The organism is Bradyrhizobium sp. 197 (assembly GCF_023073375.1).
Classification (GTDB): Bacteria; Pseudomonadota; Alphaproteobacteria; order Rhizobiales; family Xanthobacteraceae; genus Bradyrhizobium.
In genome coordinates this window covers 90,072-111,075 of sequence record NZ_JADPJJ010000079.1, presented here as the reverse complement: position 1 = coordinate 111,075, position 21,004 = coordinate 90,072, and the positions used below count along the sequence as shown (strand labels likewise).

The window sequence follows — 21,004 nt, the reverse complement described above, 5'->3', positions numbered from 1 at the left end:
GCTTGACAAGAGGCGGCCGGGGGCAAATGGTGGCCCGGCGTTGGTTCCTGTCCTACGACAGGCGAAGAGGGAATGCGATAGGGTCCGAATCGGCAAGATTTGGTTCCAAAATGCAGCCGCCCCCGCGACCGTGACCGGAGAGATGCCCGAAGCCACTGACCCCTTGGGGATCGGGAAGGCGGGGATCGAAGGGGAAACCCTGCTCCGGAAGCCGGGAGACCTGCCAGCGCGGACGATTTTGGACCGGCGGACGGGGTGTTCCGCGACGGGGAAGCGGGCCTTCGCAAGAATGGTTCGTGCGCCTCTTCGCTTCCCGCTATTTATTCTGGAAGAGGCGATGACCGTCACACTTCACGTCTGCATCACCTGCCGTGCCGGGGAGTCGCTCGGCGAGGGCGAGGCGACACCCGGCAAGCGCCTGCATGGTGCGATCCTCGATGCCGGCGTGCCCGACGGCGTCAATGTAGTTCCGGTCGAATGCCTGTCTGCATGCAGCCAGGGCTGCTCGGTCGCGCTCAGCGCGCCCGGCCGCTGGTCTTATGTCTATGGTCGCCTGTCGGATGCGAATGCGCCCGACGTGGTCGCGGGCGCCGCCGCCTATGCCGCCGCGCCCGACGGCCTCGTGCCCTGGCGCAGCCGTCCCGAGATCTTCCGCAAGCAATCGCTTGCCCGCATTCCCCCCATGGCCGTCGTGCCGGAGACCGCCGAATGAATTCGCTCGCAAAAGTCCCGGTCACGGTGGTCACGGGATTTCTCGGCTCCGGCAAGACGACGCTGATCCAGCATCTGCTCGCCAACGCCAACGGCAAGAAGCTTGCGGTGCTCGTCAACGAGTTCGGCAGCCAGGGCGTTGACGGCGAGATCCTGAAATCCTGTGCCGATGCCAATTGCCCGGAAGAGAACATCATCGAGCTCGCCAATGGCTGCATCTGCTGCACCGTCGCCGACGATTTCATTCCGACCATGGAGAAGTTGCTGTCGCGGCCGGTAAGGCCCGATCACATCCTGATCGAAACCTCGGGCCTGGCGCTGCCAAAGCCGTTGCTGAAGGCATTTGACTGGCCGGAGATCCGTTCGCGCATCACGGTCGACGGCGTAATCGCGCTGGCCGATGCCGAAGCTGTCGCCGCTGGTCGCTTCGCGCCCGACCCGATTGCTGTCGAAGCGCAGCGCGCGGCGGACAAAAATCTCGATCACGAGACGCCGCTGTCGGAGGTGTTCGAGGACCAGATCGCCTGCGCGGACATCGTGCTGCTGACCAAGGCGGATCTTGCGGGCGCGGCAGGCCTCGAAGCGGCCAAGGCGGCGATCACCGCCGAGATGCCGCGCCGCGTGCCGATGTTGCCGGTGACCGATGGCGCGATCGACGCGCGCCTCATTCTCGGTCTCGGCGCTGCCGCCGAGAAAGATCTTGCTGCGCGTCCTTCGCATCACGACGGCGAGGAAGAGCACGAGCACGATGATTTTGCTTCGGTCGTGATCGATCTTCCTGAAGTCGCCGATGTCGATGCGCTGGTCGCATCGGTCCAGCGTCTCGCACGCGAGCAAAACGTGCTGCGCGCCAAGGGTTACATCGCGGTTGCGGGCAAGCCGATGCGCTTGCTGTTGCAAGCAGTCGGTGAACGCGTGCGCCACCAGTTCGACAAGCCCTGGGGCGCTGGTCACAGGCAGTCAAAGCTCGTCGTGATCGGCGAGCACGGAAATATTGATGAAGCCGCGATCAAGGCGGGACTCGGTATCTGATGCACGTCGTCTTCCGCGAGAGCCGCGGTCTCGAGGAGACCGCGACGCCAAGGGACATCGGCCAGGACCCGGCCGATCTCGTGGTGCTCTCGTATTCGGATTCCGATCTTGCGGCGTTCGCGGCCGGCTGGCGCCGTGGCCGCGACACTCTGCCGTCGCTGCGGCTCGTCAATCTCGCAGAGCTCCGTCATCCGCTTTCGGTCGACACCTATATCGAGCGTACGCTGTCGCAGGCGCGCGGCATTCTGGTGCGTCTGATCGGCGGTGAGTCCTATTGGACGTATGGGCTCGCGGCTCTGCAGCAACTGGCTAGGGATCGCGGCATCGTCCTGGCCGTGCTGCCGGCCGACGGCCGCGACGACACGCGGCTGGACGCATATTCGACCTTGCCGGTCTCGACGCTGCGGCGGCTCAAGGTGCTCTGCGACACCGGCGGCCCCGTCGCGGCGCAAGCGGCGATCGCGCAACTCGCGCTGGCCTCCGGTCTCTATGCCGGGCCGGTTATCGGCGAGATGAACGTTCCCGAGATGGGTTTTTACGACCCCGCGCGCGGCGTCATTGCGGCGCCGACTGACGGCGAGGGCAAGCCGCGCGCGCTGGTGACGTTCTATCGCTCCTATCTCACCGCCGCGGACACCGGCCCGGTCAATGCCCTGATTGCCGCGCTGCGCGAGAAGGGATTTGATGCGCATGGCGTGTTCGTCACCTCGCTGAAGGCTGCGGGCATCTCGGATTGGCTTAGGGGGTATTTCGCGAAGAATCCTCCGGCTGCGATCGTTAATGCGACGGCGTTCTCGGCGGTGGGCGAGGACGGCACGACGCCGTTCGATGCTGCATCCTGTCCGGTGTTCCAGGTCGCGCTCTCATCGGTGCGGCGCGAGGACTGGACCGAGTCGCTGCGTGGTCTGTCGCCCGGCGATCTCGCGATGCATGTGGTGCTGCCGGAGGTCGACGGCCGTCTGTTCGAGGGCGTGGTGAGCTTCAAATCGGCCGCGATGCGCGATCCCGATCTGCAATTCTCGCATCTTGCGCATCGCGCGGATGAAGAGCGCGTGAACGCCGTCGCCGCGCGCGTTGCAGCCTGGCGGCGCCTTGCCGAGAAGCCGGCTGCCGACAAGCGGTTGGCGCTCGTGCTCTCGAACTATCCGGGTCGTCCGCACCAGATCGCGCATGCGGTCGGTCTCGATGCGCTTGCTTCGGTCGAAGCGTTGCTGTCCGACCTCGCGGAGGCCGGCTTCGATGTCGCGCCGATCCATGGACTCGGCGAGACGCTGCTCAAGCAGACCTTGAGCTGGAGCATTGCCGATTACCGCGCGGCGCTCGCGCGCCTTCCGCAAGTCTTGCAGGATGATCTCGCGCAAGCCTGGGGCGCGCCGGAGACCGATCCGAGTTGCCGCGATGGCGCGTTTCATTTCGCGGCCATCGCGTGCGGCCAATCGATCATCGCGGTTCAGCCGGAGCGCGGCGATGCGACCGCGCGCGATGCCGACTATCACGATCTCGCTCGCACGCCACGCCACGCCTATGTTGCGTTCTATCTTTGGCTGCGGGGGCAGGGCTGTGATGCCGTCGTGCACATGGGCGCGCATGGCACGCTGGAATGGCTGCCCGGAAAATCCGTGGCGCTGTCGCAGACGTGCTGGCCGGAAGCCCTGACCGGCGATTTGCCTGTCATCTATCCCTTCATCGTCAACGATCCTGGCGAGGCCGCGCAGGCCAAGCGGCGTTTGGGTGCCGTCACGATCGGCCATCTGCCGCCACCACTGGCAGCATCAGCGGTGCCGGACGGGTTGCGCAGGCTCGAACAGCTCCTGGACGAGTACTCGACCGCCGATGGCCTCGATCCCGCCCGCCGCCAGCGTCTGATCGCCGCGATCCGTGACGAGGCACGCGCGGCTGGCCTCGAAGACGATCTTGGCCTCGATGCAGCGGCCGCGCCGGCCGAAGCGATCCCGCGGATCGACCGCTTCGTCTGCGATCTCAAGGAAAGCCAGTTCGGCGACGGCCTGCACGTGTTCGGCCGCGGACCCTGCGGCGACGCGGAACGAGACGCTCTGCGAGCCGCGCTTGCAGGACAGCGTGTCGCGCCGGGGCCGTCAGGTTCGCCCTATCGCGGGCGTCAGGACGTGCTGCCCAGCGGACGCAATCTCTTTGCCGTCGATCCGCGCGCGGTGCCGACGCCGTCGGCGCATGCCCAGGGCGTCAAGCTCGCGGAAGAATTGCTACGTCGTCACCTGCAGGATCACGGCGACTGGCCGAAGGGCCTTGTCGTCGATCTCTGGGGCTCGGCGACGATGCGTACCGCGGGCGAAGAGTTTGCGATGGCGCTGCATCTGGCCGGTCTTTCGCCGCGCTGGGATCACGCCTCCGGCCGTCTGACCGGCTACGACATCATCGCGCCGGCCGAGCTTGGCCGGCCCCGCATCGACGTCACGCTGCGTGTCTCGGGCCTGTTTCGCGATGTCTTCGCCGGCCTCGCGCAATTGTTCGAAGCCGCCTCCGAGGCGCTGGCGACCCGTGAGGACGAGGGCGATGAAAATCCGTATCGCCATCGTACGTCGCGCGTGTTCGCGCCGCGCCCCGGACAATACGGCGTCGGCCTCTCGGCGATCCCTGACGCCTTCACGCCCGAGACGCGCGAAGCCGCCGGCGAAGCCTGGCTGTCGGCATCGTCCTGGGCATTCTCCGCGGACGGCGCGATCAAGCCCGATCGCGCCGGCATCGAATCGCGGCTCGCATCCGCCGATGCTTTCGTGCACGTCCAGGACTTGCCGGAAACTGATCTTCTGCTCGCCGCCGACTATGCCGCACATGAAGCCGGCGTCGCGGCGGCTGCAGCGCATCTCGGCGCGGCGGGACCATCGCTCTATCATCTCGACACGACGCGGCCCGAGCAGCCGCATGCGCGTACGCTGACCGAGGAAATTTCGCGCGTGGTCCGCGCGCGCGCGGCCAACCCGGCCTGGATCGCCGGCATGATGCGCCACGGTTTTCGCGGGGCGGCCGAGATCACGGCAACGCTCGAGCACATGGCGGCCTTCGCGCATCTGGCCGGCGCGGTGCCGCCGCATCTGTTCGACCTCTACTATGATGCGACGCTTGGCCATGACGACGTCCGCGCCTTCATGGCCCGCGAAAATCCGGCAGCGCTGGCAGCGATGGAGACATGTTTCACGCGCCTGCATGAGGTCTCGCTCTGGCGAACGCGCCGCAATTCGATCGCGGCTGCGCTGCGGGAGGCGTCATGAGCGCTTCCGTGGTCAAGGGCTGGTGTCCCGGCGCGCTGCGCCCGATGCAATCGGGCGACGGGCTCGTGGTTCGTGTACGTCCGTTCGGCGGACGGCTCGATGCTGCACAAATCTCCGGACTGGCCCGTCTCGCCGAACGCCATGGCAACGGCCTGATCGACGTGACCAGTCGGGCCAATCTCCAGATCAGGGGCGTCAGCGACACCAGCCACAGGCTGCTGCTCGACGGCCTTTCGGAACTGGCGCTGCTCGACCCCGACGCTGACACCGAATCCCGTCGCAACATTCTTGTGACGCCGTTCTGGCGTGCCGGAGACACGACACAATCGCTCGCCGCCGAGCTTGAGGAGGCGCTCGCTGACAGCAAGCTCGAACTTCCAACCAAGTTCGGCTTCGCCATCGATGACGGCACCTCACGCGTGCTTGCGGGCGATTCCGCGGACGTACGAATCGAACGCGATCGATCCGGCGGACTGCTGGTGCGGGCCGATGGCGACAAACTCGGCCGCTCCGTCGCGCGCGGCGAAGCCGTGACCACCGCGCTCGCGCTCGCCAACTGGTTCGCGATCTCAGGCGGCGCCAGGGGCGGGCGAGGGCGGATGGCGGCGCATCTGGCCGCCGGTGCAATCCTGCCGGCGGCATTGCTCGGCGCTGCCGAGCCGGCGCCGATCATGGCCGCGGCGCGTCCCGGCCTCTATTCGCAAGGTGCGATGGTCGGCGTCGCCTTCGGACAGATGGCGCATGCGACGCTCGACCAGTTCGCCGGTTTCGGACATGCGCTGCGCATGACGCCGTGGCGGATGGTTTTGAGCGAAGGCAAGCGGGTGATGCTGAACGCGACTGGCCTGATCACCGAGGCCCACGATCCTGCGCTACGCGTGATCGCCTGCAGCGGTGCGCCACGCTGTCGCGAGGCGCATGCCGATACCCGCGGTCTGGCCGCGGCCCTGGCTCCGAACATCGGCGCGGCCGCACGGCTCCACGTCTCTGGTTGCGCCAAGGGCTGCGCCCATTCCGGTGCCGCCGCCATCACTCTGGTCGCGACCGGCGCAGGCTTCGATCTCGTGCGCGGTGGGTCGACACGCGATGAGCCCATCCTGCGGGGGCTGAGCCGCGACGATATCGTCAGAGATCCCTCCATCCTGATGGGGGGGCACTGATGCCGCACTCGTACGAGACCGACGGCGCGGCGATCTACCGGCACTCCTTTGCGACCATCCGGGCCGAAGCCGATCTTGCGCGCTTCACGCCGGACGAGGAGCAGGTGGTGGTGCGGATGATCCATGCCGCCGGAATGGTCGGCCTGGAGGCGCATATCCGCTTCACATCAGGCATGGCGACAGCCGCGCGCGCAGCCTTGCAGAAGGGCGCACCGATCCTGTGCGACGCGCGCATGGTCTCCGAAGGAATTACGCGCGCGCGGCTTCCCGCGGCCAATGCTGTCATCTGCACGTTGGGCGACGAGACCGTTCCCGCGCTCGCGCAATCCATGCGCAACACCCGCTCGGCTGCGGCTCTCGAATTGTGGCGCCCGCATCTCGATGGCGCGATCGTGGCGATCGGCAACGCGCCGACCGCATTGTTTCATCTGCTCAACATGCTGGAGGACCGCGACTGTCCCCGGCCAGCGGCGATTATCGGCTGTCCCGTAGGCTTCGTCGGCGCCGCCGAATCCAAGGCTGCGCTGATGGCCGAACCGCCGGTGCCGGCGCTCACGGTCGAGGGCCGCCTCGGCGGTTCCGCGATCACGGTCGCCGCCGTGAACGCGCTGGCGAGCCGGAGCGAATAGCGATGGGACGCATCATTTGCTGCGGTCTCGGCCCCGGTGATCCCGATCTGATGAGCGTGCGCGCCGACCGCACGGTGCGCGGCGCGAAACACGTTGCCTATTTCCGCAAGAAGGGCCGGCCCGGCCAGGCGCGCCGCATCGTCGAGGGCATGCTGGCTACCGACGTCACCGAATATCCCATGGAATATCCTGTTACGATCGAGATCGCCTTCGACACGCCTGAATACGTCCAGCTGCTTTCCGGTTTCTACGACGAATGGGCGGAACGCCTGGCGCGGCTGGCGCGCGGGGTCGATGTCGTCGTGCTCTGCGAGGGCGATCCTTACTTCTACGGCTCTTTCATGCATCTGCACACGCGCCTGCAAACCCGCGTCGAGATCGTGGTGATCGCGGGCATTCCCGGCATGGTCGGTTGCTGGAATGGCGTGGGACAGCCGATCGCGCTCGGCGACGACGTGACGACGGTGCTGATGGGCACGCTCGCCGAGGACGAGCTTGCACGCCGCATGCGCGATTCCGATGCACTTGTGATCATGAAGACCGGGCGCAATCTCGCAAAGGTGCGCCGCGCGCTCGCTGCCGCCGGACGGCTGGACGATGCCTGGTTGGTCGAGCGCGGCACCATGCCGGGAGAGCGCGTGGTGCGGCTCGCGGAGATCGATGCCGCCGACTGTCCCTATTTCGCGATCGTGCTCGTGCACGGCAAGGGCCGGCATCCGGACGCCGCCGAATGACGGGAACCCTGACCATTGCGGGTCTTGGGCCGGGCAGTGATGCGCTGGTGACGCCCGAGGTCTCCGCCGCGCTTGCCGCCGCGACCGACATTCTGGGCTATGCGCCCTATGTCGCGCGGGTGCCGCCGCGGCCGGGTCTCAAGCTGCATCCGTCGGACAATCGCGAAGAGCTGCAGCGTGCGAGCGAGGCCTTGCGGCTCGCGGCCGAAGGCGGCCAGGTCGTCGTCGTGTCCTCCGGCGATCCCGGTGTCTTCGCGATGGCCTCGGCCGTGTTCGAGGCGCTCGAACAGGCGCCGCAATGGCAAGAGCTGCCGATCCGTGTGCTGCCCGGCATCACCGCGATGCTGGCGGCTGCCGCGCGCGCCGGCGCGCCGCTTGGCCATGATTTCTGTGCGATCAACCTGTCGGACAATCTCAAGCCGTGGGCGGTGATGGAGAAGCGCCTGCGGCTCGCCGCGGAAGCCGACTTTGCGATTGCGATGTATAATCCGCGCTCGGCGAGCCGGCCGGAAGGGTTTGGCCGTGCGCTTGCGGTGCTGAAGGAGGCCGGCTGCGGCGGGCGTCTCGTGATCTTCGCGCGCGCGATCAGCGCCGCCGATGAAAAGATCGAGACCGTCACGCTGAACGAGGCGACGCCTGAAATGGCCGACATGCGCACGCTGGTGATCGTCGGCAACTCGCAGACACGCCGAGTCGGTCGCTGGGTCTATGCACCGAGGCAGGTCCGATGACCGAGCCACTGCATGATCTCGGCCACGCTCTCGACTCGCAATCGTTCCGGCAGGTGCGGCCGCGAGATCATGATCACGGGCAGCCCGAGCCTGCGGGCGGCGTCGATCTTGGCGCGCGCGCCGTCGCCGCCGGAATTGCGGGCGACGATCCGGGTGATACCTCGCGCGCGCATCATTTCCAGCTCGCCCTCAAGCGTGAACGGCCCGCGCGACACGATGACGTCCGCGGCGAAGGGCAGCGGCGCTTCGGGCGGATCAACGAATCTCAGCGTATAGGCGTGCTGCGGCTTGGCCGCGAATGGCGCGATGTGCTGGCGGCCGATGGCGAGGAACACATTTTCCGCCGCCTCGGGCAGCGCGGCGACGGCAGCGTTGACGTCTGCGACCTCGATCCAGTTGTCGCCGGGAATCTTGGTCCATGGCGCACGCTCAAGAGCGATCAGCGGCGTTCCGGTTTCCGCGCACGCCTCGATCACGTTGCGGCTCATCTCGGCCGCGAAGGGGTGCGTCGCATCGATCACATGCGTGATGTCTTCACGGCGAATGTAGTCAGCAAGTCCGCTGGCGCCGCCAAAACCGCCGATGCGGGTCGGCAGCGGCTGATCGGCAGGTGCACGGGTGCGGCCGCCATAGGAATACACGGCGTCAATGCCTGCGCGCGCGATCTCCGCCGCGAGCAGGTTTGCGTCGGCCGTTCCGCCCAGAATGAGGGCGCGCGTCATGGCTGATCCCTGGCTGACCATTATCGGTATCGGCGAAGATGGCCTTGCCGGGCTGTCCGAAGCAAGCCGAAAGGCGCTTGCCAATGCTGAAACCGTCTTCGGCGGGGAACGGCACCTCGCGCTTGCCGGTGTGACCAGCCGGGGTCGCCCGTGGCCCGTGCCGTTCGATGCAGATGTCGTGCTGAGCCGCCGCGGCCGCCCGACGGCGGTGCTCGCCTCCGGCGATCCGTTCTGGTACGGCGCTGGCGCGGGCCTCGCCGAGAAGCTGGACGCCGGCGAGTGGGTCGCGCATTCCGCGCCGTCGACGTTTTCGCTAGCCGCCGCGCGGCTGGGCTGGCACCTCGAAGCAATTGCCTGTCTCGGTCTCCACGCCGCGCCATTCGAGCGTCTCGTGCCGCATCTGGCGCGAGGTGCGCGCATTATTTGTCTCGTACGCGACAGCAAGGCGGCCGGCGATCTCGCGAAATGGCTGACGGCGCGCGGTTGGGGTGCCTCGTCATTTTGGACGCTCGCCGCGCTCGGCGGGCCGCGCGAAGATATCAACGAGCATCGCGCCGATGGCTTTGCGGGTGATCTTGCCGAGAGCCTGGTTGCAGTGGCCGTTGAGGCGACGGGCATGCAGGGCCTTCCTCGCAGCTCGGGATTATCAGACGATCTCTTCGTCCATGACGGCCAGATCACCAAGCGTCCGGTCCGTGCGCTCGCGCTTTCGGCGCTGGCGCCGCATCCCGGTGAACGGCTGTGGGACATCGGCGCCGGTTCGGGCTCGATCTCGGTTGAGTGGGCGCTGTGCGGCGGTACGGTGATCGCGGTCGAGGCGCGCGAGGATCGTGCCGCGAACATTCGCAACAATGCTGCGGCGTTCGGGTTGGCACATCGGATCACAGTCATCACGGGAAAAGCGCCCGAAGCTCTGGTTGCGCTGGAAGTGCCGGATGCCGTCTTCATCGGCGGCGGTCTCGACGTCGCGATGTTCGACGCCGCCTGGTCGCGCCTCGTGCCCGGAACGCGGCTCGTTGCGCATGCGGTGACGCTGGAGACAGAAGCGCTGCTCGGTGAGCTGCACCAGCGCCACGGCGGCGAATTGATGCGGGTCGAGATTGCGCACGCCACTCCGCTCGGCCGCTACCGGTCCTGGGAGGCGGTGCGGCCCGTGGTGCAATGGAGCGCGGTCCGATGAAGGTCGCCGGGCTCGGATTCAAAAAGGATGTCACGCTGGCTTCGCTGCGTGAGGCGCTGCTGGCGGCCGGCGGTTCCGAAGGCCTCGCGGCTATCGCGACTGTGGGTGACAAAGCCGAGGCAGAAGCCCTCAAGCAGCTCGCGCACGAATGCGGCGTGCCGATCAAGGCGATCGCCGCCGAAATGCTGGCCGGCATCGACACGCCGACACAGTCAGAACTCGTTGCGGAAAAGTTCGGGACGGGATCGGTCGCCGAGGCCGCAGCGCTCGCGGCAGCCGGACCTCGCGCGCGACTGATCGCAACGCGGGTGGTCTCGCAGGATCGCACCGCGACCGCGGCCATCGCAGAAGGAGACGGCACGTGACGGTGCATTTCATCGGCGCCGGACCGGGCGCTCCCGATTTGCTGACACTGCGCGGCCGCGATCTGATCGCCACGTGCCCGGTCTGCCTCTATGCCGGCTCGCTGGTGCCGGAGGGCGTGCTGGCGCATTGCCCGCCCGGCGCGCGCATCGTCAACACCGCGCCGCTGTCGCTCGACGAAATCGTCACGGAGATCGCCGCCGCGCATGCCGACGGCAAGGACATCGCGCGGCTGCATTCGGGCGACCTCTCGATCTGGTCGGCGATGGGTGAGCAGCTCCGCCGCCTGCGCGCGCTCGACATTCCCTACTCCGTGACGCCGGGCGTGCCTTCCTTCTCGGCCGCCGCAGCCGCATTGGAGGCCGAGCTGACGCTGCCCGGCCTTGCCCAGACCGTGGTTTTGACGCGCACCCCGGGCCGCGCCAGCGCGATGCCCGAAGGTGAGAAGCTCGCCGCGTTCGCCGCCACCGGCGCGGTGCTCGCGATCCATTTGTCGATCCATTTGCTCGACAAGATCGTCGCCGAGCTGACGCCGCATTACGGCGCGGATTGCCCGGTCGCGATCGTCTGGCGTGCGAGCTGGCCCGACCAGCGCATCGTCCGCGCCACGTTGGCAACGCTCGATGCCGCTGTGGGCGGCGAGATGGAGCGCACCGCGCTTATCCTGGTCGGCAAGACGCTGGGCTCGGCGGATTTTTCCGAGAGCCGTCTCTATGCCGCCGATTACGACCGCCGCTATCGCCCCGTGGGCGCAGAGCCGCGCTTTCCGGAGGTGTCGTGATGGCGGCAGGTCTCGTCATCTCCGCGCCGGCCTCCGGCGTCGGCAAGACGACGCTGACGCTGGCGCTCGCTCGCGCCTGGCGCAATAGCGGATTGCGGGTGCAGTGCTTCAAGAGCGGGCCTGACTATATCGACCCTGCGTTTCATGCGGCCGCTACGGGACGCGCCTCCGTCAATGTCGACAGCTGGGCGATGGATCGCGGGACGATCTCGCATCTCGTCAGCCGCGGCACCGACGCCGATGTCGTGCTGGCCGAAGGCTCGATGGGCCTGTTCGACGGCGTCGCCGCGCGGGGCGTCTGCGGTACCGGGGCGACTGCCGACATTGCAGAGATGCTGGACTGGCCGGTGCTGCTGGTGATCGATCCCTCGGGACAGGCACAGACGGCGGCAGCGATCGCCGCAGGCCTTCGCGACTATCGTCCCGGCGTGCGCCTTGCAGGCGTCGTGCTCAATCGCGTTGCCAGCCCGCGCCATGAAGCCCTCGTGCGGCGTGCGCTGCTGGATGCCGGCATTGCCGTGTTCGGCGCGCTGCCGCGCCATGCCGAGATCAGCCTGCCGAAGCGGCATCTCGGACTGGTGCAGGCCGAGGAGCAAGCGGAGATCGGCAAGTTGATCGACGAGGCCGCCCGCTTCGTCGCCGAGCATGTCGATCTCGATGCGGTGCTGCAATCGGCTGCCAGCTGGTCGCCGCAACCTGCCGCAAGCGGCGTGAACGCGACGCCGCCCGGCCAGCGCATTGCGCTTGCCCGTGACGCTGCGTTCTCCTTCGTCTATCCGCATATGCTGGAAGCGTGGCGCGCGGCGGGTGCGGAGATATCGACATTCTCGCCGCTGGCTGACGAAGGTCCTGATCCGGGCGCCGATGTGTGCTGGCTGCCCGGCGGTTATCCCGAGCTCCAAGCCGGGAAGATCGCGGCCAATGCGCGCTTCCGCAGCGGATTACGCGCCTTCGCAGCGACGCGGCCGGTGCACGGCGAATGCGGAGGCTATATGGTGCTGGGTACCGCTTTGACCGACGCCGACGGTATCCGCCACGAGATGACGGGCTTGCTCGGCCTGGAGACGAGCTTTGCCAAACGCCGCATGCATCTGGGCTATCGCTTGGCCGAACTCACAGCGCCGATGCCGGGTCATCAGGCGGGTGCACGCCTGCGTGGCCATGAATTCCACTATTCGACGATCCTCGCGCAGCCCGACACGCCGCTGGCGGTCGTGCACGACGCGACAGGTGCGGTCATCACCGAGACCGGCTCGCGGCGGGGACAAGCCACCGGCACGTTCTTTCATCTGATCGCGGAGGACCGGTGAGCGGTTTTGTCTCCTTCGTCTCCGCCGGCCCCGGCGATCCCGAGCTCCTCACGCTCAAGGGTGCCGCGCGGCTGCGCGAGGCCGACGTCGTGCTCTATGATGATCTTGCTTCGGGCGCGATCCTCGATCTGGCCCGTCCCGGCGCCAATCTCGTCGCGGTGGGAAAGCGGGCAAGGCGGCCCTCGACCAAGCAGCACCACGTTAACCGCCTCCTGGTCGACTACGCCGCAACCGGTGTGCGCGTAGTTCGCCTGAAGTCGGGCGATGCCGGTATCTTTGGCCGGCTCGAGGAGGAGCTCGAGACGCTGCGCGATGCGGGCATCGGCTATGAGATCATTCCGGGCGTCACCACGGCCTGCGTCGCTGCGGCCCAGGCCGGGATTCCCCTGACCCGGCGCCATACCTCGCGCCGGGTGCAGTTCATCACCGGCGCGGACGTCACGGGCGAGCTGCCGCCAGACCTCAACTGGGCGGCGCTGGCCGATCCGGAGGCGACGACCGTGGTCTATATGGGCCGCCGCACGTTTCCGGCGCTTGTCGCAAAATTGATCGAGCATGGGCTCTCCCCAACCGCGCCGGCCTTGTTCGCCGAATCCCTCGGCCGTCCCGATGAACGATTGGTCCGCACCACCATTTCGGAGCTTGCCGAGCAGCTTGCCCGGGGCGGGGCGGCCTCCACGGCGGCCGTGATCCTGTTCGGCGCGCTGGCGGGGGATTATCCGTCATGACGGCCTCGGCCGCCCTTCGCCCCTTGACGCCCGGCTTGCGAAAGGGGCACACAGGAGACGCATGGTGCTCGACGCGGCGCAAAGCGCCGGAGCATAATCGGGAATGGGGATGGGCGGACCCAGTTGCGGCGCCCAAAACCCCAGCCGCCCCCGCGACTGTAAGCGGTGAGGGACTTCGATCAGCCACTGGGCCGCAAGGTTCGGGAAGGCCGGAGACTCCCAGTGAACCGCGAGCCAGGAGACCGGCCCTGCACGTTTTTAGGCCAAGGCCGTCGGGTGTGACGGCAAGAAGGATCTGAGCCATGCATATCGAACCCGGACTAGTCTCGGACGCCAAGCTCGTGTTGAGCTACGCAACCGGCATCGCCGTCGGCGGCGTTGCGTTGAAGCTCGCGGTCGAGACCGTGCGCGAGCAGGGTATCACGTCGTTCGCGGCGCGCACGCTCGCCACCACGGGCCTCGTGTTCGTCTTCTTCGAGATCCTGCCGCACTTCCCGGTCGGCGTGTCCGAAGTGCACTTCATCCTCGGCTCGACCCTGTTCCTGCTGTTCGGTGCTGCGCCAGCGGCCTTCGGCCTCGCGTTCGGCCTGCTGTTCCAGGGCATCTTCTTCGAGCCGCCCGACCTGCCGCAATATGGCATGAACGTCACCACGCTCCTGGTGCCGCTGTTCGCGATCCAGGCGATCGCCACGCGGATCATTTCGCGCAACACCGCCTATGTCGATCTGAAGTACCGCCAGGCACTGGCGCTTTCGACGACGTATCAGTTCGGCGTCATCGCCTGGGTGGCGTTCTGGGCGCTCTATGGCTCCGGCTTCGGCGCGACCAACCTCGCCAACATCGCGACGTTCGCGGCGTCCTACGCGCTGGTCATCGTGATCGAGCCGCTCGCCGATCTCGGCGTGCTGGCGCTGGCAAAGTCGTTGCGCGGCGTCACCGCGCCCGGCCTCGTCACCCCGCGTTTGCATAGCGCGGCCTGAGAGACAAGCGAATGGGCGGCTGTCATGGTCGCCCTTCGCAGCCTCGATGTTCACGCTCTCCCTGATAGGCATCGGTCCCGGCAATCCCGAGCAGCTGACGCGCGCCGCGATCGCTGCGATCAACGCGGCCGATCTCGTCCTGATCCCCCGCAAGGGGACCGCAAAATCCGATCTCGCCGATCTCAGGCGGACGATCTGCGCGGATGTGCTCACCAGCGACACGACGCGCATCGCCGAGTTCGATCTTCCCGTGCGCGATGCGGCTGAAGCGGACTACCGCAAGGGCGTGGACGATTGGCACGATGCCGTGGCCGAGACCTGGTCGCAGGCCATCGCAGATCATCTCGAAGCTGACGGCAAGGTCGCGCTGCTGATCTGGGGCGATCCATCGCTTTATGATTCTTCGCTGCGCATTGCGCGGCGGCTCAATCCCTTGCCTGAGATCGAGGTCGTGCCCGGCATCACCTCGATCCAGGCGCTGTGCGCGGCGCATGCGCTACCGCTCAATGATATCGGCGAGCCATTCCTGGTGACGACGGGCCGCCGCTTGCGCGATGGCGGCTGGCCGCAAGGTGTCGATACCGTGGTGGTGATGCTCGACGGCGGCACGGCGTTCCAGTCGCTCGATCCGGAAGGGCTTCACATCTGGTGGGGCGCCTATCTCGGCATGCCGGATCAGGTCATCATGTCCGGCGTGCTGGCCGAGATCGGCCCGCGTATCGTCGCCGTGCGGCAAGAGGCGCGCGAGCGGCATGGCTGGATCATGGACAGTTACATCCTCAAGCGCAGGCCGTAAGGCAAGCGAGGCAACATGCTCCCCGAATGGGTCTACCAACAGTGCCCCGATATTTCGGCAGTCCATCGCGAGGCGGCGGTCGCGCGGCAGGCGCAATTGACGAAACCGGCCGGCGCGCTCGGACGGCTCGAGCAGCTCGCGATCGAGCTTGCGGGCCTGCAAGCAACTGAGCAGCCGCGCGCGGCGCGGGTGCCGATCATCATCTTCGCCGGCGATCACGGCATTGTCGCGCAGGGCGTCTCGGCCTATCCGCAACAAGTGACCATCGCGATGCTGGCGAATTTTGCCTCCGGCGGCGCCGCGATCTCGGTGCTTGCGCGTGAACTGGGATCAAACCTGGAGGTCGTCGACGCCGGCACGCTGGCGCAGCAGGAGATGGCGGGAATCGTTACCGACAAGCCGCGTAGCGGCACGCGGGATTTCAGCGTCGAAGGTGCGCTCACCCCCGCGGAGCTGGCGTTTGCCTTCGAAGCCGGCCAGCGCGCAGTTGCTCGCGCCGCGGCCAGCAAGCCCGATCTCCTGATCTTCGGCGAGATGGGCATCGGCAATACCACGACATCGGCGGCGATTGCGGCGAGCCTGCTCGGCATGGGTGCCGAGGAGATCGCTGGCAGCGGTACCGGCGTCGACGCGGCCGGCCGTGCGCACAAGGCGCGGGTGATCGACGCTGCGATTGCACACCATGGCGTTGCGGGCGCTTCGCCTGAGAAAATCTTGTGCGCCGTCGGCGGCCTCGAAATCGCGGCTATCTGCGGCGCCGTCATTGCGGCTGCGCAGCGCCGCGTCCCTGTGCTGCTCGACGGCTTCATCGTGTCGGTGGCGGCGCTGGCGGCGACGCGGCTCAACCCCTCTTGCCAGCCATTCTTGTTGTCATCGCATCAATCGGCGGAGCAGGGGCACCGGCTGGTGCTGCGCGCGCTGAACGTGCAACCGCTGATCAGCCTCGATCTCAGGCTCGGCGAAGGATCGGGCGGGGCCATCGCGCTGCCATTGGTGCGATCCGCCTGCGCTCTCCACAACGGCATGGCGACCTTTGCGCAGGCCAATGTGCCGGATCGTCCGGCCTGATCAAAGCATCCGCTGGTTGACGGAGACGACGCGCCAGCCGGTCGCGAGCCGGTCGATCCGGGTCAGCGACAGCGGATCGATGACGAAGCGCAGGGCCGCTTGAGGCGTCAGATCCAGCGCGATGCACAGCGCCGCGCGGATGGTGCCGGAATGCACGACGAGCGTGGCCGATCCGGCTCCGATCCGCGAGAGCCCCAGCCGGACGCGCGTGACCTGATCCTCAAAGCTTTCGCCGCCTGGCGGCCGTCCGCGCCCTGGATCGTTCCAGAACTGCGCATAGGCGCCTCCTCCGGTCGCTGCGAGATCGTCATGCCGACGGCCGGTCCAGGCACCGAAATCCTGCTCGCTGAATTCGCCCTCCAACTCGGGTTCTAGCCCCAGCGCGCGGGCCGTCTCGACCGTGCGCCGCGACGGGCTCGCAAAGCTCGTGGCGTTCTGCGGCAGACGCTGCCGCAGCGCCTCCAACTGCGCGCGACCGCGGAGATCGGCCGGCGCATCGGCTGCATGGATCGTCCCGGCGATCCCGTCGACGGGCGCATGCCGTATCAGCCAGAGGAAGGTCTCGCCTTCCATGCTTATCTCCAAGGAAGTTGGTCGTTGTGGCAATAACGCCTGCTGGCACATTGACTCTGTCTGGATCGTAATCCTAGATGCTCGTGACGGTTTCCCCGAGAGGGGATGAAAAGGGAATGCGGTGCGGGGACTTTGTCCCCAATGCCGTGGCTGCCCCCGCAACTGTAAGCGGCGAATCTTGCGTCACGAGCCACTGGGTATCTCGGTCCCGGGAAGGCGACGCAAGGTAGTGACCCGCGAGCCAGGAGACCTGCCGTCAGCCGTGGTCACACGCGAAGATGTCGGTCGGGGAGTACAGACATTCGGCTTCATCGGAAGGCTGACAAGCCACGGTGAGACCTCGTTCGCTGTGACGTGCCACTGACGTCATACCGAGGTCTGAACCATGTTTTCCGTCCATGCCACCCGGCTGCGCAAATTCCTTGCGTCCGCTGCGCTCACGTCCCTTGCCGTCCTTGATCTGCCCGCTGCGATGGCGCAGCAGGTTCGCGAACCTCTGCCGCCCGTCGAGATATCGCCCGCTCATCCCCGGAAGCTGGCCAGGCCGGCCGCCCGGGAAGCGCAGAGCCCACGCCGCGCAGCAGCGCGCCGGCCGGCGACTGCATCCGCAGTGCCCAAGCCTGTCGTGCCGACCGCAGCGGCGCAAACGCCGCTCAACACCAATGCAGTCCCCGAGAGCGCCTCGCGTCTCGGTCTAACCGTGCGGGAGATCCCCGCCACCGTCGAGGTGATTTCAGCGAAAACTATGCGCGAGCAGGGCTATCGCACTGTTTCCGAGGTTGCGCAGGGCGCCGTCGGCGTCACCTCAGGGGATAACCCCGCCGAGCCTGCGGCGTTCTCGATGCGCGGCTTCACCAACAGCCAGATCAACATGCTCTACAACGGCATCAAGATCGGCCCGCAGAACATGACCTCGCGGATCATGGACACGGCCAATCTCGAAGCAGTGGAATTCCTGAAAGGCCCGGCCTCGCTGATCTCGGGCGAAGGTGCCGCCGGTGGCGCGATCAACACCGTCACCAAGCAGCCGCACACCGGACCAATCCGGAACGAAGCCGATTTCTCCTGGGACTCGCTGAACTCGTTCGGCGCGCATTACGGTTCGGGCGGCAGCACCAACGTAGCGGGACTCGACTATCGCTTCGATGTCAGCCGTGCTTCGCTCAACGGCTTTGCCGACGACACCAACACCAAGACGCTCGACGTCTCCGGCCAGCTCAACTACCGCATTTCGGACAGTCTCAAGATCTGGGGCGCGATCGAGTATCGGGAAGACCGTTCGAAAGCCTATTGGGGTGCACCGCTGGTGCCGATCGCCTTCAGCGGCTCGCATGCGACGACGGGGATCGTTTCGGGCAATTACTTCAACAGGACTGATCTTGGGGCTGTCACCATCGACGACCGCACTTTCAACACCAACTACAACGTCCTCGACAATCGAAACGTGGCGCAGGAGGTGTGGCTGCGCGGTGGCTTCGAGCTGAGGCTTGCGCCTGACCTGACGCTGAAAAGCCAGGCCTATGGTTATGGTGCAGAACGCACCTGGTTCAACAATGAAGTTGAGGCGTTCGACTCCACGACGAACAGGGTGTATCGCGAGCGCTTCTATGTCGCGCACAGCCAGCGCCTTGCCGGCAACATCACCGACTTGATCTGGGATGCCAACATCGCCGGCTTCGACAACCGCTTGGTCACGACGCTTTCGTCGAGTTATCTCGACTTCGTCAGGCCGGGCGCGGCAAACTTCCCGAACGACGATGTCTCCCTGGTCAATCCCGACCGCGGCTATTACGGCCTGCTCACGACCAAGCAGCAGACCGCCCGCATCGACAACGAGGCACTGTCGTTCGAGGACCGGCTGAAGTTGACGCGCAGCTTCGCGCTGGTCGGCGGCCTCCGCGTCGAGCATATCGGGCTCGACCGCAACTCGACCGACAAGACCGGGCTGGAGAACGCGAACTTCCCGTTCTCGAAATCCTGGGTCCCGACAACGGGGCGTATCGGTTACACGTGGGAAGCCGTTCCGGGTCTGACCTTCTTCAGCCAGTACGCCACCGGCGCCGACATCGCAGCCAACAACATCTTCCTGCTCAGTCCGACCGATCCGCTCAACCTGACCACTGCGCGCACCTATGAGACCGGCGTCAAGCACCTGTTCTGGGACAACCGGGCAGAGTGGTCGTTCTCGGCCTATGACATCCTGCGCAAGAACGTCTATGCCGCGGCCGGCGGCATGCAGCTCAACCTCGCCGGGCGGCAGGAGTCGAAGGGTGTGGAGCTGGCGGCATCCGTGCGGCCGATCGAGCCTCTGCGTCTCTGGGGCAACATCGCCTATGTCGATGCGCGCTATGCCGATTACAATTTTGTCGGCGGCTCGTTCTCCGGCAATACGCCGCCGAATGTGCCGCGCATCGTCGCGAACGCCGGTGCCTCCTGGCGCCTCTTCACGCCCTGGCCGGTGGAGCTCGGCATCACCGGCCGCCATGTCGGCGACCGCTACAACACCGATGCCAACGTCGTGACAATGAAGGCCTACACCGTCGCGGACGTCTACGCCTTCGTCGACATTCCCAAAACGGTGTTCGATGCGGTCGACCAGGCCCGCCTGACCTTCCGCGTGCGCAACATCGCCGACAAGCGTTATGCGATCTGGGGCGATCCGTTCTATCCCGACCAGATCCTCTTGGGTGCGCCGCGCACCTATGAGATCTCGGCTGCGTTCAAATGGTAGGATGCTGATCGATGATGAGCGCGATCGTTCTGCTGCATCGCTGGCTCGGGATCGCGTTCTGCCTGCTGTTTGCGATGTGGTTCGCGACGGGAATCGTGATGCACTTCGTTCCGTTTCCGTCTCTGACGGAGGCGGAACGCTTTGCCGGACTGGCGCCGGTGGATCGCGCAGAGGCGAGGATCGCGGTTGCCGATGCGGTGACCGCGAGCGGAATTGGGGATGCGACGCGCGTTCGCCTGATCCAGCGCAGCGACGGACCTGTCTATATCGTCTCGGCGCCATCGCGTGCAGGCGCAGTCCGCGCCTCCGATGGGGACGACGCGTCGGTCGCGTCTTCCGACATTGCACTGGCTATCGCGCGAGATCACGCTCGCAGCCGTGGACTCGATGCCGCGCGGGCCGCGATTGTCGCGCGCGCGGACTATGACCAATGGAGCGTACCGAACGGCTTTGACCGCCATCGGCCGTTGTTTCGCATTGCTCTCGGCGACGCCGCCGCAACGGAGGTCTACGTCTCCTCGCTCACCGGCGAGATCGTTTTGGATACGACGCGCAGCGAGCGCGGCTGGAATCTCGTCGGCAGCGTGCTGCACTGGATCTATCCAACGATCCTGCGAAGCAACTGGTGGCTGTGGGATCGCGTGGTCTGGACCTTGTCGTTGCTGGCCCTGATCGCAGCTTTGCTTGGCGCTGTGCTCGGCCTTACGCGGATCAAGTTTCGCGGAGGTCTGATCGGCTCACCCTATCGTGGCTGGCATGCCCTGCATCATCTCATCGGACTCGCGGCGACGGTCTTCGTGCTGACATGGATTTTCAGTGGCTGGCTCTCCATGGATCACGGGCGGCTGTTCTCGCGCGGGCAACTGACCTCGGCAGAAGCCGGCGTGATGAACGCTTCACCGAATTGGACGGCGGCCGCATCGCTCGATCCGCAGCCAATATCGCTGTCGGCCCGTGAAATCGAATGGTTTGCCTTCAACGGCAATCTCTATCGGCGGGATCGGATGGGCTTTGCCGGCCAGACCTTGATCGAGGCAGGCGATGCGCCCCGCGATAGATCAACGGGATTTCTGGATGCGCACGAGCTCCAGGGGCTGACCGCGCGCCTCGCGGCCGGCTGCGGCGCACCGTCCGTACTTGCCGACAGCGACGACTATCCCGTGCAGTCCACCGTCCCGGGTGCCCCGGTCTACCGCTTGCGCTGCGGTGATCTCTGGTTCGACATCGACGGCGCCGACGGCAATTTGCTGCAAAGGCTGGATTCGTCGCGGCGGGCTTATCGCTGGTTCTACGGCGCGCTGCACACGCTGGATTTTCCCGCCCTGATGGCGCATCCACGTCTACGCGATGTTCTGATTGTCGGACTATGTATGTTGGGACTGGTGTTCTCGGTCACCGGGATCGTCATCGGCTGGCGCCGGTTGCGGTTCTCATTGTCAGTCCGAGCTATTGGGCCGGGCCGCAGCGGCCGAAACGCATAGCCGGGGACTTGCGCGTCCGGCCGAATTCTCGAAACATGGGGCCATC

General features: G+C 66.5%; 19 protein-coding genes and 3 riboswitches. Of the genes, 17 read left to right on the top strand and 2 right to left on the bottom strand.

The features are described 5' to 3' along the window. Positions 1 to 24 precede the first annotated feature (24 nt). Positions 25 to 242: riboswitch (cobalamin riboswitch) on the top strand. Positions 243 to 337: 95 nt separating this feature from the next. The 7 genes from IVB27_RS19320 to cobJ are packed head-to-tail and all read left to right on the top strand — an operon-like array spanning position 338 to position 8,245. Then, complete coding sequence (locus IVB27_RS19320) at positions 338 to 712, top strand: DUF1636 family protein (RefSeq protein WP_247444910.1); 375 nt, start codon at positions 338 to 340, stop codon at positions 710 to 712. After that, complete coding sequence (gene cobW, locus IVB27_RS19315; RefSeq protein WP_247444909.1) at positions 709 to 1,743, top strand: cobalamin biosynthesis protein CobW; 1,035 nt, start codon at positions 709 to 711, stop codon at positions 1,741 to 1,743. Before IVB27_RS19320 ends, cobW begins: the two co-directional genes overlap by 4 nt. Next, on the top strand, positions 1,743 to 4,991 hold the full coding sequence (gene cobN / locus IVB27_RS19310; protein WP_247444908.1) for a cobaltochelatase subunit CobN: 3,249 nt from the start codon (positions 1,743 to 1,745) through the stop codon (positions 4,989 to 4,991). Before cobW ends, cobN begins: the two co-directional genes overlap by 1 nt. Further along, positions 4,988 to 6,151, top strand: a complete 1,164-nt coding sequence (gene cobG, locus IVB27_RS19305; RefSeq protein ID WP_247444907.1) for a precorrin-3B synthase — start codon at positions 4,988 to 4,990, stop codon at positions 6,149 to 6,151. The genes cobN and cobG overlap by 4 nt, the downstream gene beginning before the upstream one ends. Then, positions 6,151 to 6,780 carry a precorrin-8X methylmutase gene (locus IVB27_RS19300; RefSeq protein WP_247444906.1) on the top strand — a complete coding sequence of 210 codons (630 nt, stop codon included), beginning with the start codon at positions 6,151 to 6,153 and terminating at the stop codon, positions 6,778 to 6,780. The genes cobG and IVB27_RS19300 overlap by 1 nt, the downstream gene beginning before the upstream one ends. 2 nt (positions 6,781 to 6,782) lie before the next feature. Beyond that, positions 6,783 to 7,514: a precorrin-2 C(20)-methyltransferase gene (locus tag IVB27_RS19295; protein ID WP_247444905.1), complete on the top strand. Its 732-nt coding sequence runs from the start codon at positions 6,783 to 6,785 to the stop codon at positions 7,512 to 7,514. Next, the gene (gene cobJ / locus IVB27_RS19290) at positions 7,511 to 8,245 is read left to right on the top strand and encodes a precorrin-3B C(17)-methyltransferase (RefSeq protein WP_247444904.1); all 735 of its coding nucleotides are present in this window, start codon (positions 7,511 to 7,513) and stop codon (positions 8,243 to 8,245) included. The genes IVB27_RS19295 and cobJ overlap by 4 nt, the downstream gene beginning before the upstream one ends. On the opposite strand, the gene IVB27_RS19285 is transcribed toward cobJ, so the two are convergent. Beyond that, the gene (locus IVB27_RS19285) at positions 8,221 to 8,967 is read right to left on the bottom strand and encodes a cobalt-precorrin-6A reductase (protein ID WP_247444903.1); all 747 of its coding nucleotides are present in this window, start codon (positions 8,965 to 8,967) and stop codon (positions 8,221 to 8,223) included. The genes cobJ and IVB27_RS19285 overlap by 25 nt on opposite strands. On the opposite strand from IVB27_RS19285, the gene cbiT reads away from it, so the two are divergent. From cbiT to cobT, 8 genes are all read left to right on the top strand, one after another. Then, positions 8,966 to 10,147 carry a precorrin-6Y C5,15-methyltransferase (decarboxylating) subunit CbiT gene (cbiT, locus tag IVB27_RS19280; RefSeq protein ID WP_247444902.1) on the top strand — a complete coding sequence of 394 codons (1,182 nt, stop codon included), beginning with the start codon at positions 8,966 to 8,968 and terminating at the stop codon, positions 10,145 to 10,147. The two genes, IVB27_RS19285 and cbiT, sit on opposite strands and share 2 nt — an antisense overlap. Continuing rightward, entirely contained in the window at positions 10,144 to 10,512 is a 369-nt protein-coding gene (locus tag IVB27_RS19275; protein ID WP_247444901.1) for a cobalamin biosynthesis protein, read from the top strand. Before cbiT ends, IVB27_RS19275 begins: the two co-directional genes overlap by 4 nt. After that, positions 10,509 to 11,291, top strand: coding sequence for a precorrin-4 C(11)-methyltransferase (cobM, locus tag IVB27_RS19270; RefSeq protein ID WP_247444900.1), 783 nt, complete (start codon positions 10,509 to 10,511; stop codon positions 11,289 to 11,291). Before IVB27_RS19275 ends, cobM begins: the two co-directional genes overlap by 4 nt. Further along, a complete protein-coding gene (locus IVB27_RS19265; RefSeq protein ID WP_247444899.1) occupies positions 11,291 to 12,601 on the top strand; it encodes a cobyrinic acid a,c-diamide synthase CobB in 1,311 nt (436 codons plus the stop codon). Before cobM ends, IVB27_RS19265 begins: the two co-directional genes overlap by 1 nt. Beyond that, positions 12,598 to 13,329, top strand: coding sequence for a uroporphyrinogen-III C-methyltransferase (gene cobA, locus IVB27_RS19260; RefSeq protein ID WP_247444898.1), 732 nt, complete (start codon positions 12,598 to 12,600; stop codon positions 13,327 to 13,329). Before IVB27_RS19265 ends, cobA begins: the two co-directional genes overlap by 4 nt. Positions 13,330 to 13,374: 45 nt before the next feature. Further along, positions 13,375 to 13,594, top strand: a riboswitch (cobalamin riboswitch). Positions 13,595 to 13,631: 37 nt separating this feature from the next. Further along, the gene (locus IVB27_RS19255; protein WP_247350185.1) at positions 13,632 to 14,309 is read left to right on the top strand and encodes an energy-coupling factor ABC transporter permease; all 678 of its coding nucleotides are present in this window, start codon (positions 13,632 to 13,634) and stop codon (positions 14,307 to 14,309) included. A gap of 46 nt (positions 14,310 to 14,355) precedes the next feature. Continuing rightward, on the top strand, positions 14,356 to 15,105 hold the full coding sequence (cobF, locus tag IVB27_RS19250; protein WP_247444897.1) for a precorrin-6A synthase (deacetylating): 750 nt from the start codon (positions 14,356 to 14,358) through the stop codon (positions 15,103 to 15,105). Between the two features lie 15 nt (positions 15,106 to 15,120). Continuing rightward, positions 15,121 to 16,173 carry a nicotinate-nucleotide--dimethylbenzimidazole phosphoribosyltransferase gene (gene cobT / locus IVB27_RS19245; protein ID WP_247444896.1) on the top strand — a complete coding sequence of 351 codons (1,053 nt, stop codon included), beginning with the start codon at positions 15,121 to 15,123 and terminating at the stop codon, positions 16,171 to 16,173. Here cobT and IVB27_RS19240 read toward each other — a convergent pair whose 3' ends face one another. After that, the gene (locus tag IVB27_RS19240; protein WP_247444895.1) at positions 16,174 to 16,746 is read right to left on the bottom strand and encodes a histidine phosphatase family protein; all 573 of its coding nucleotides are present in this window, start codon (positions 16,744 to 16,746) and stop codon (positions 16,174 to 16,176) included. A 70-nt stretch (positions 16,747 to 16,816) separates the two neighbouring features. Further along, positions 16,817 to 17,018, top strand: a riboswitch (cobalamin riboswitch). 113 nt (positions 17,019 to 17,131) lie between these two features. Here IVB27_RS19240 and IVB27_RS19235 point away from each other — a divergent pair. Continuing rightward, positions 17,132 to 19,477 carry a TonB-dependent receptor gene (locus IVB27_RS19235; RefSeq protein WP_247444894.1) on the top strand — a complete coding sequence of 782 codons (2,346 nt, stop codon included), beginning with the start codon at positions 17,132 to 17,134 and terminating at the stop codon, positions 19,475 to 19,477. 11 nt (positions 19,478 to 19,488) lie between these two features. Then, entirely contained in the window at positions 19,489 to 20,958 is a 1,470-nt protein-coding gene (locus IVB27_RS19230; RefSeq protein WP_247444893.1) for a PepSY domain-containing protein, read from the top strand. Positions 20,959 to 21,004 lie beyond the last annotated feature (46 nt).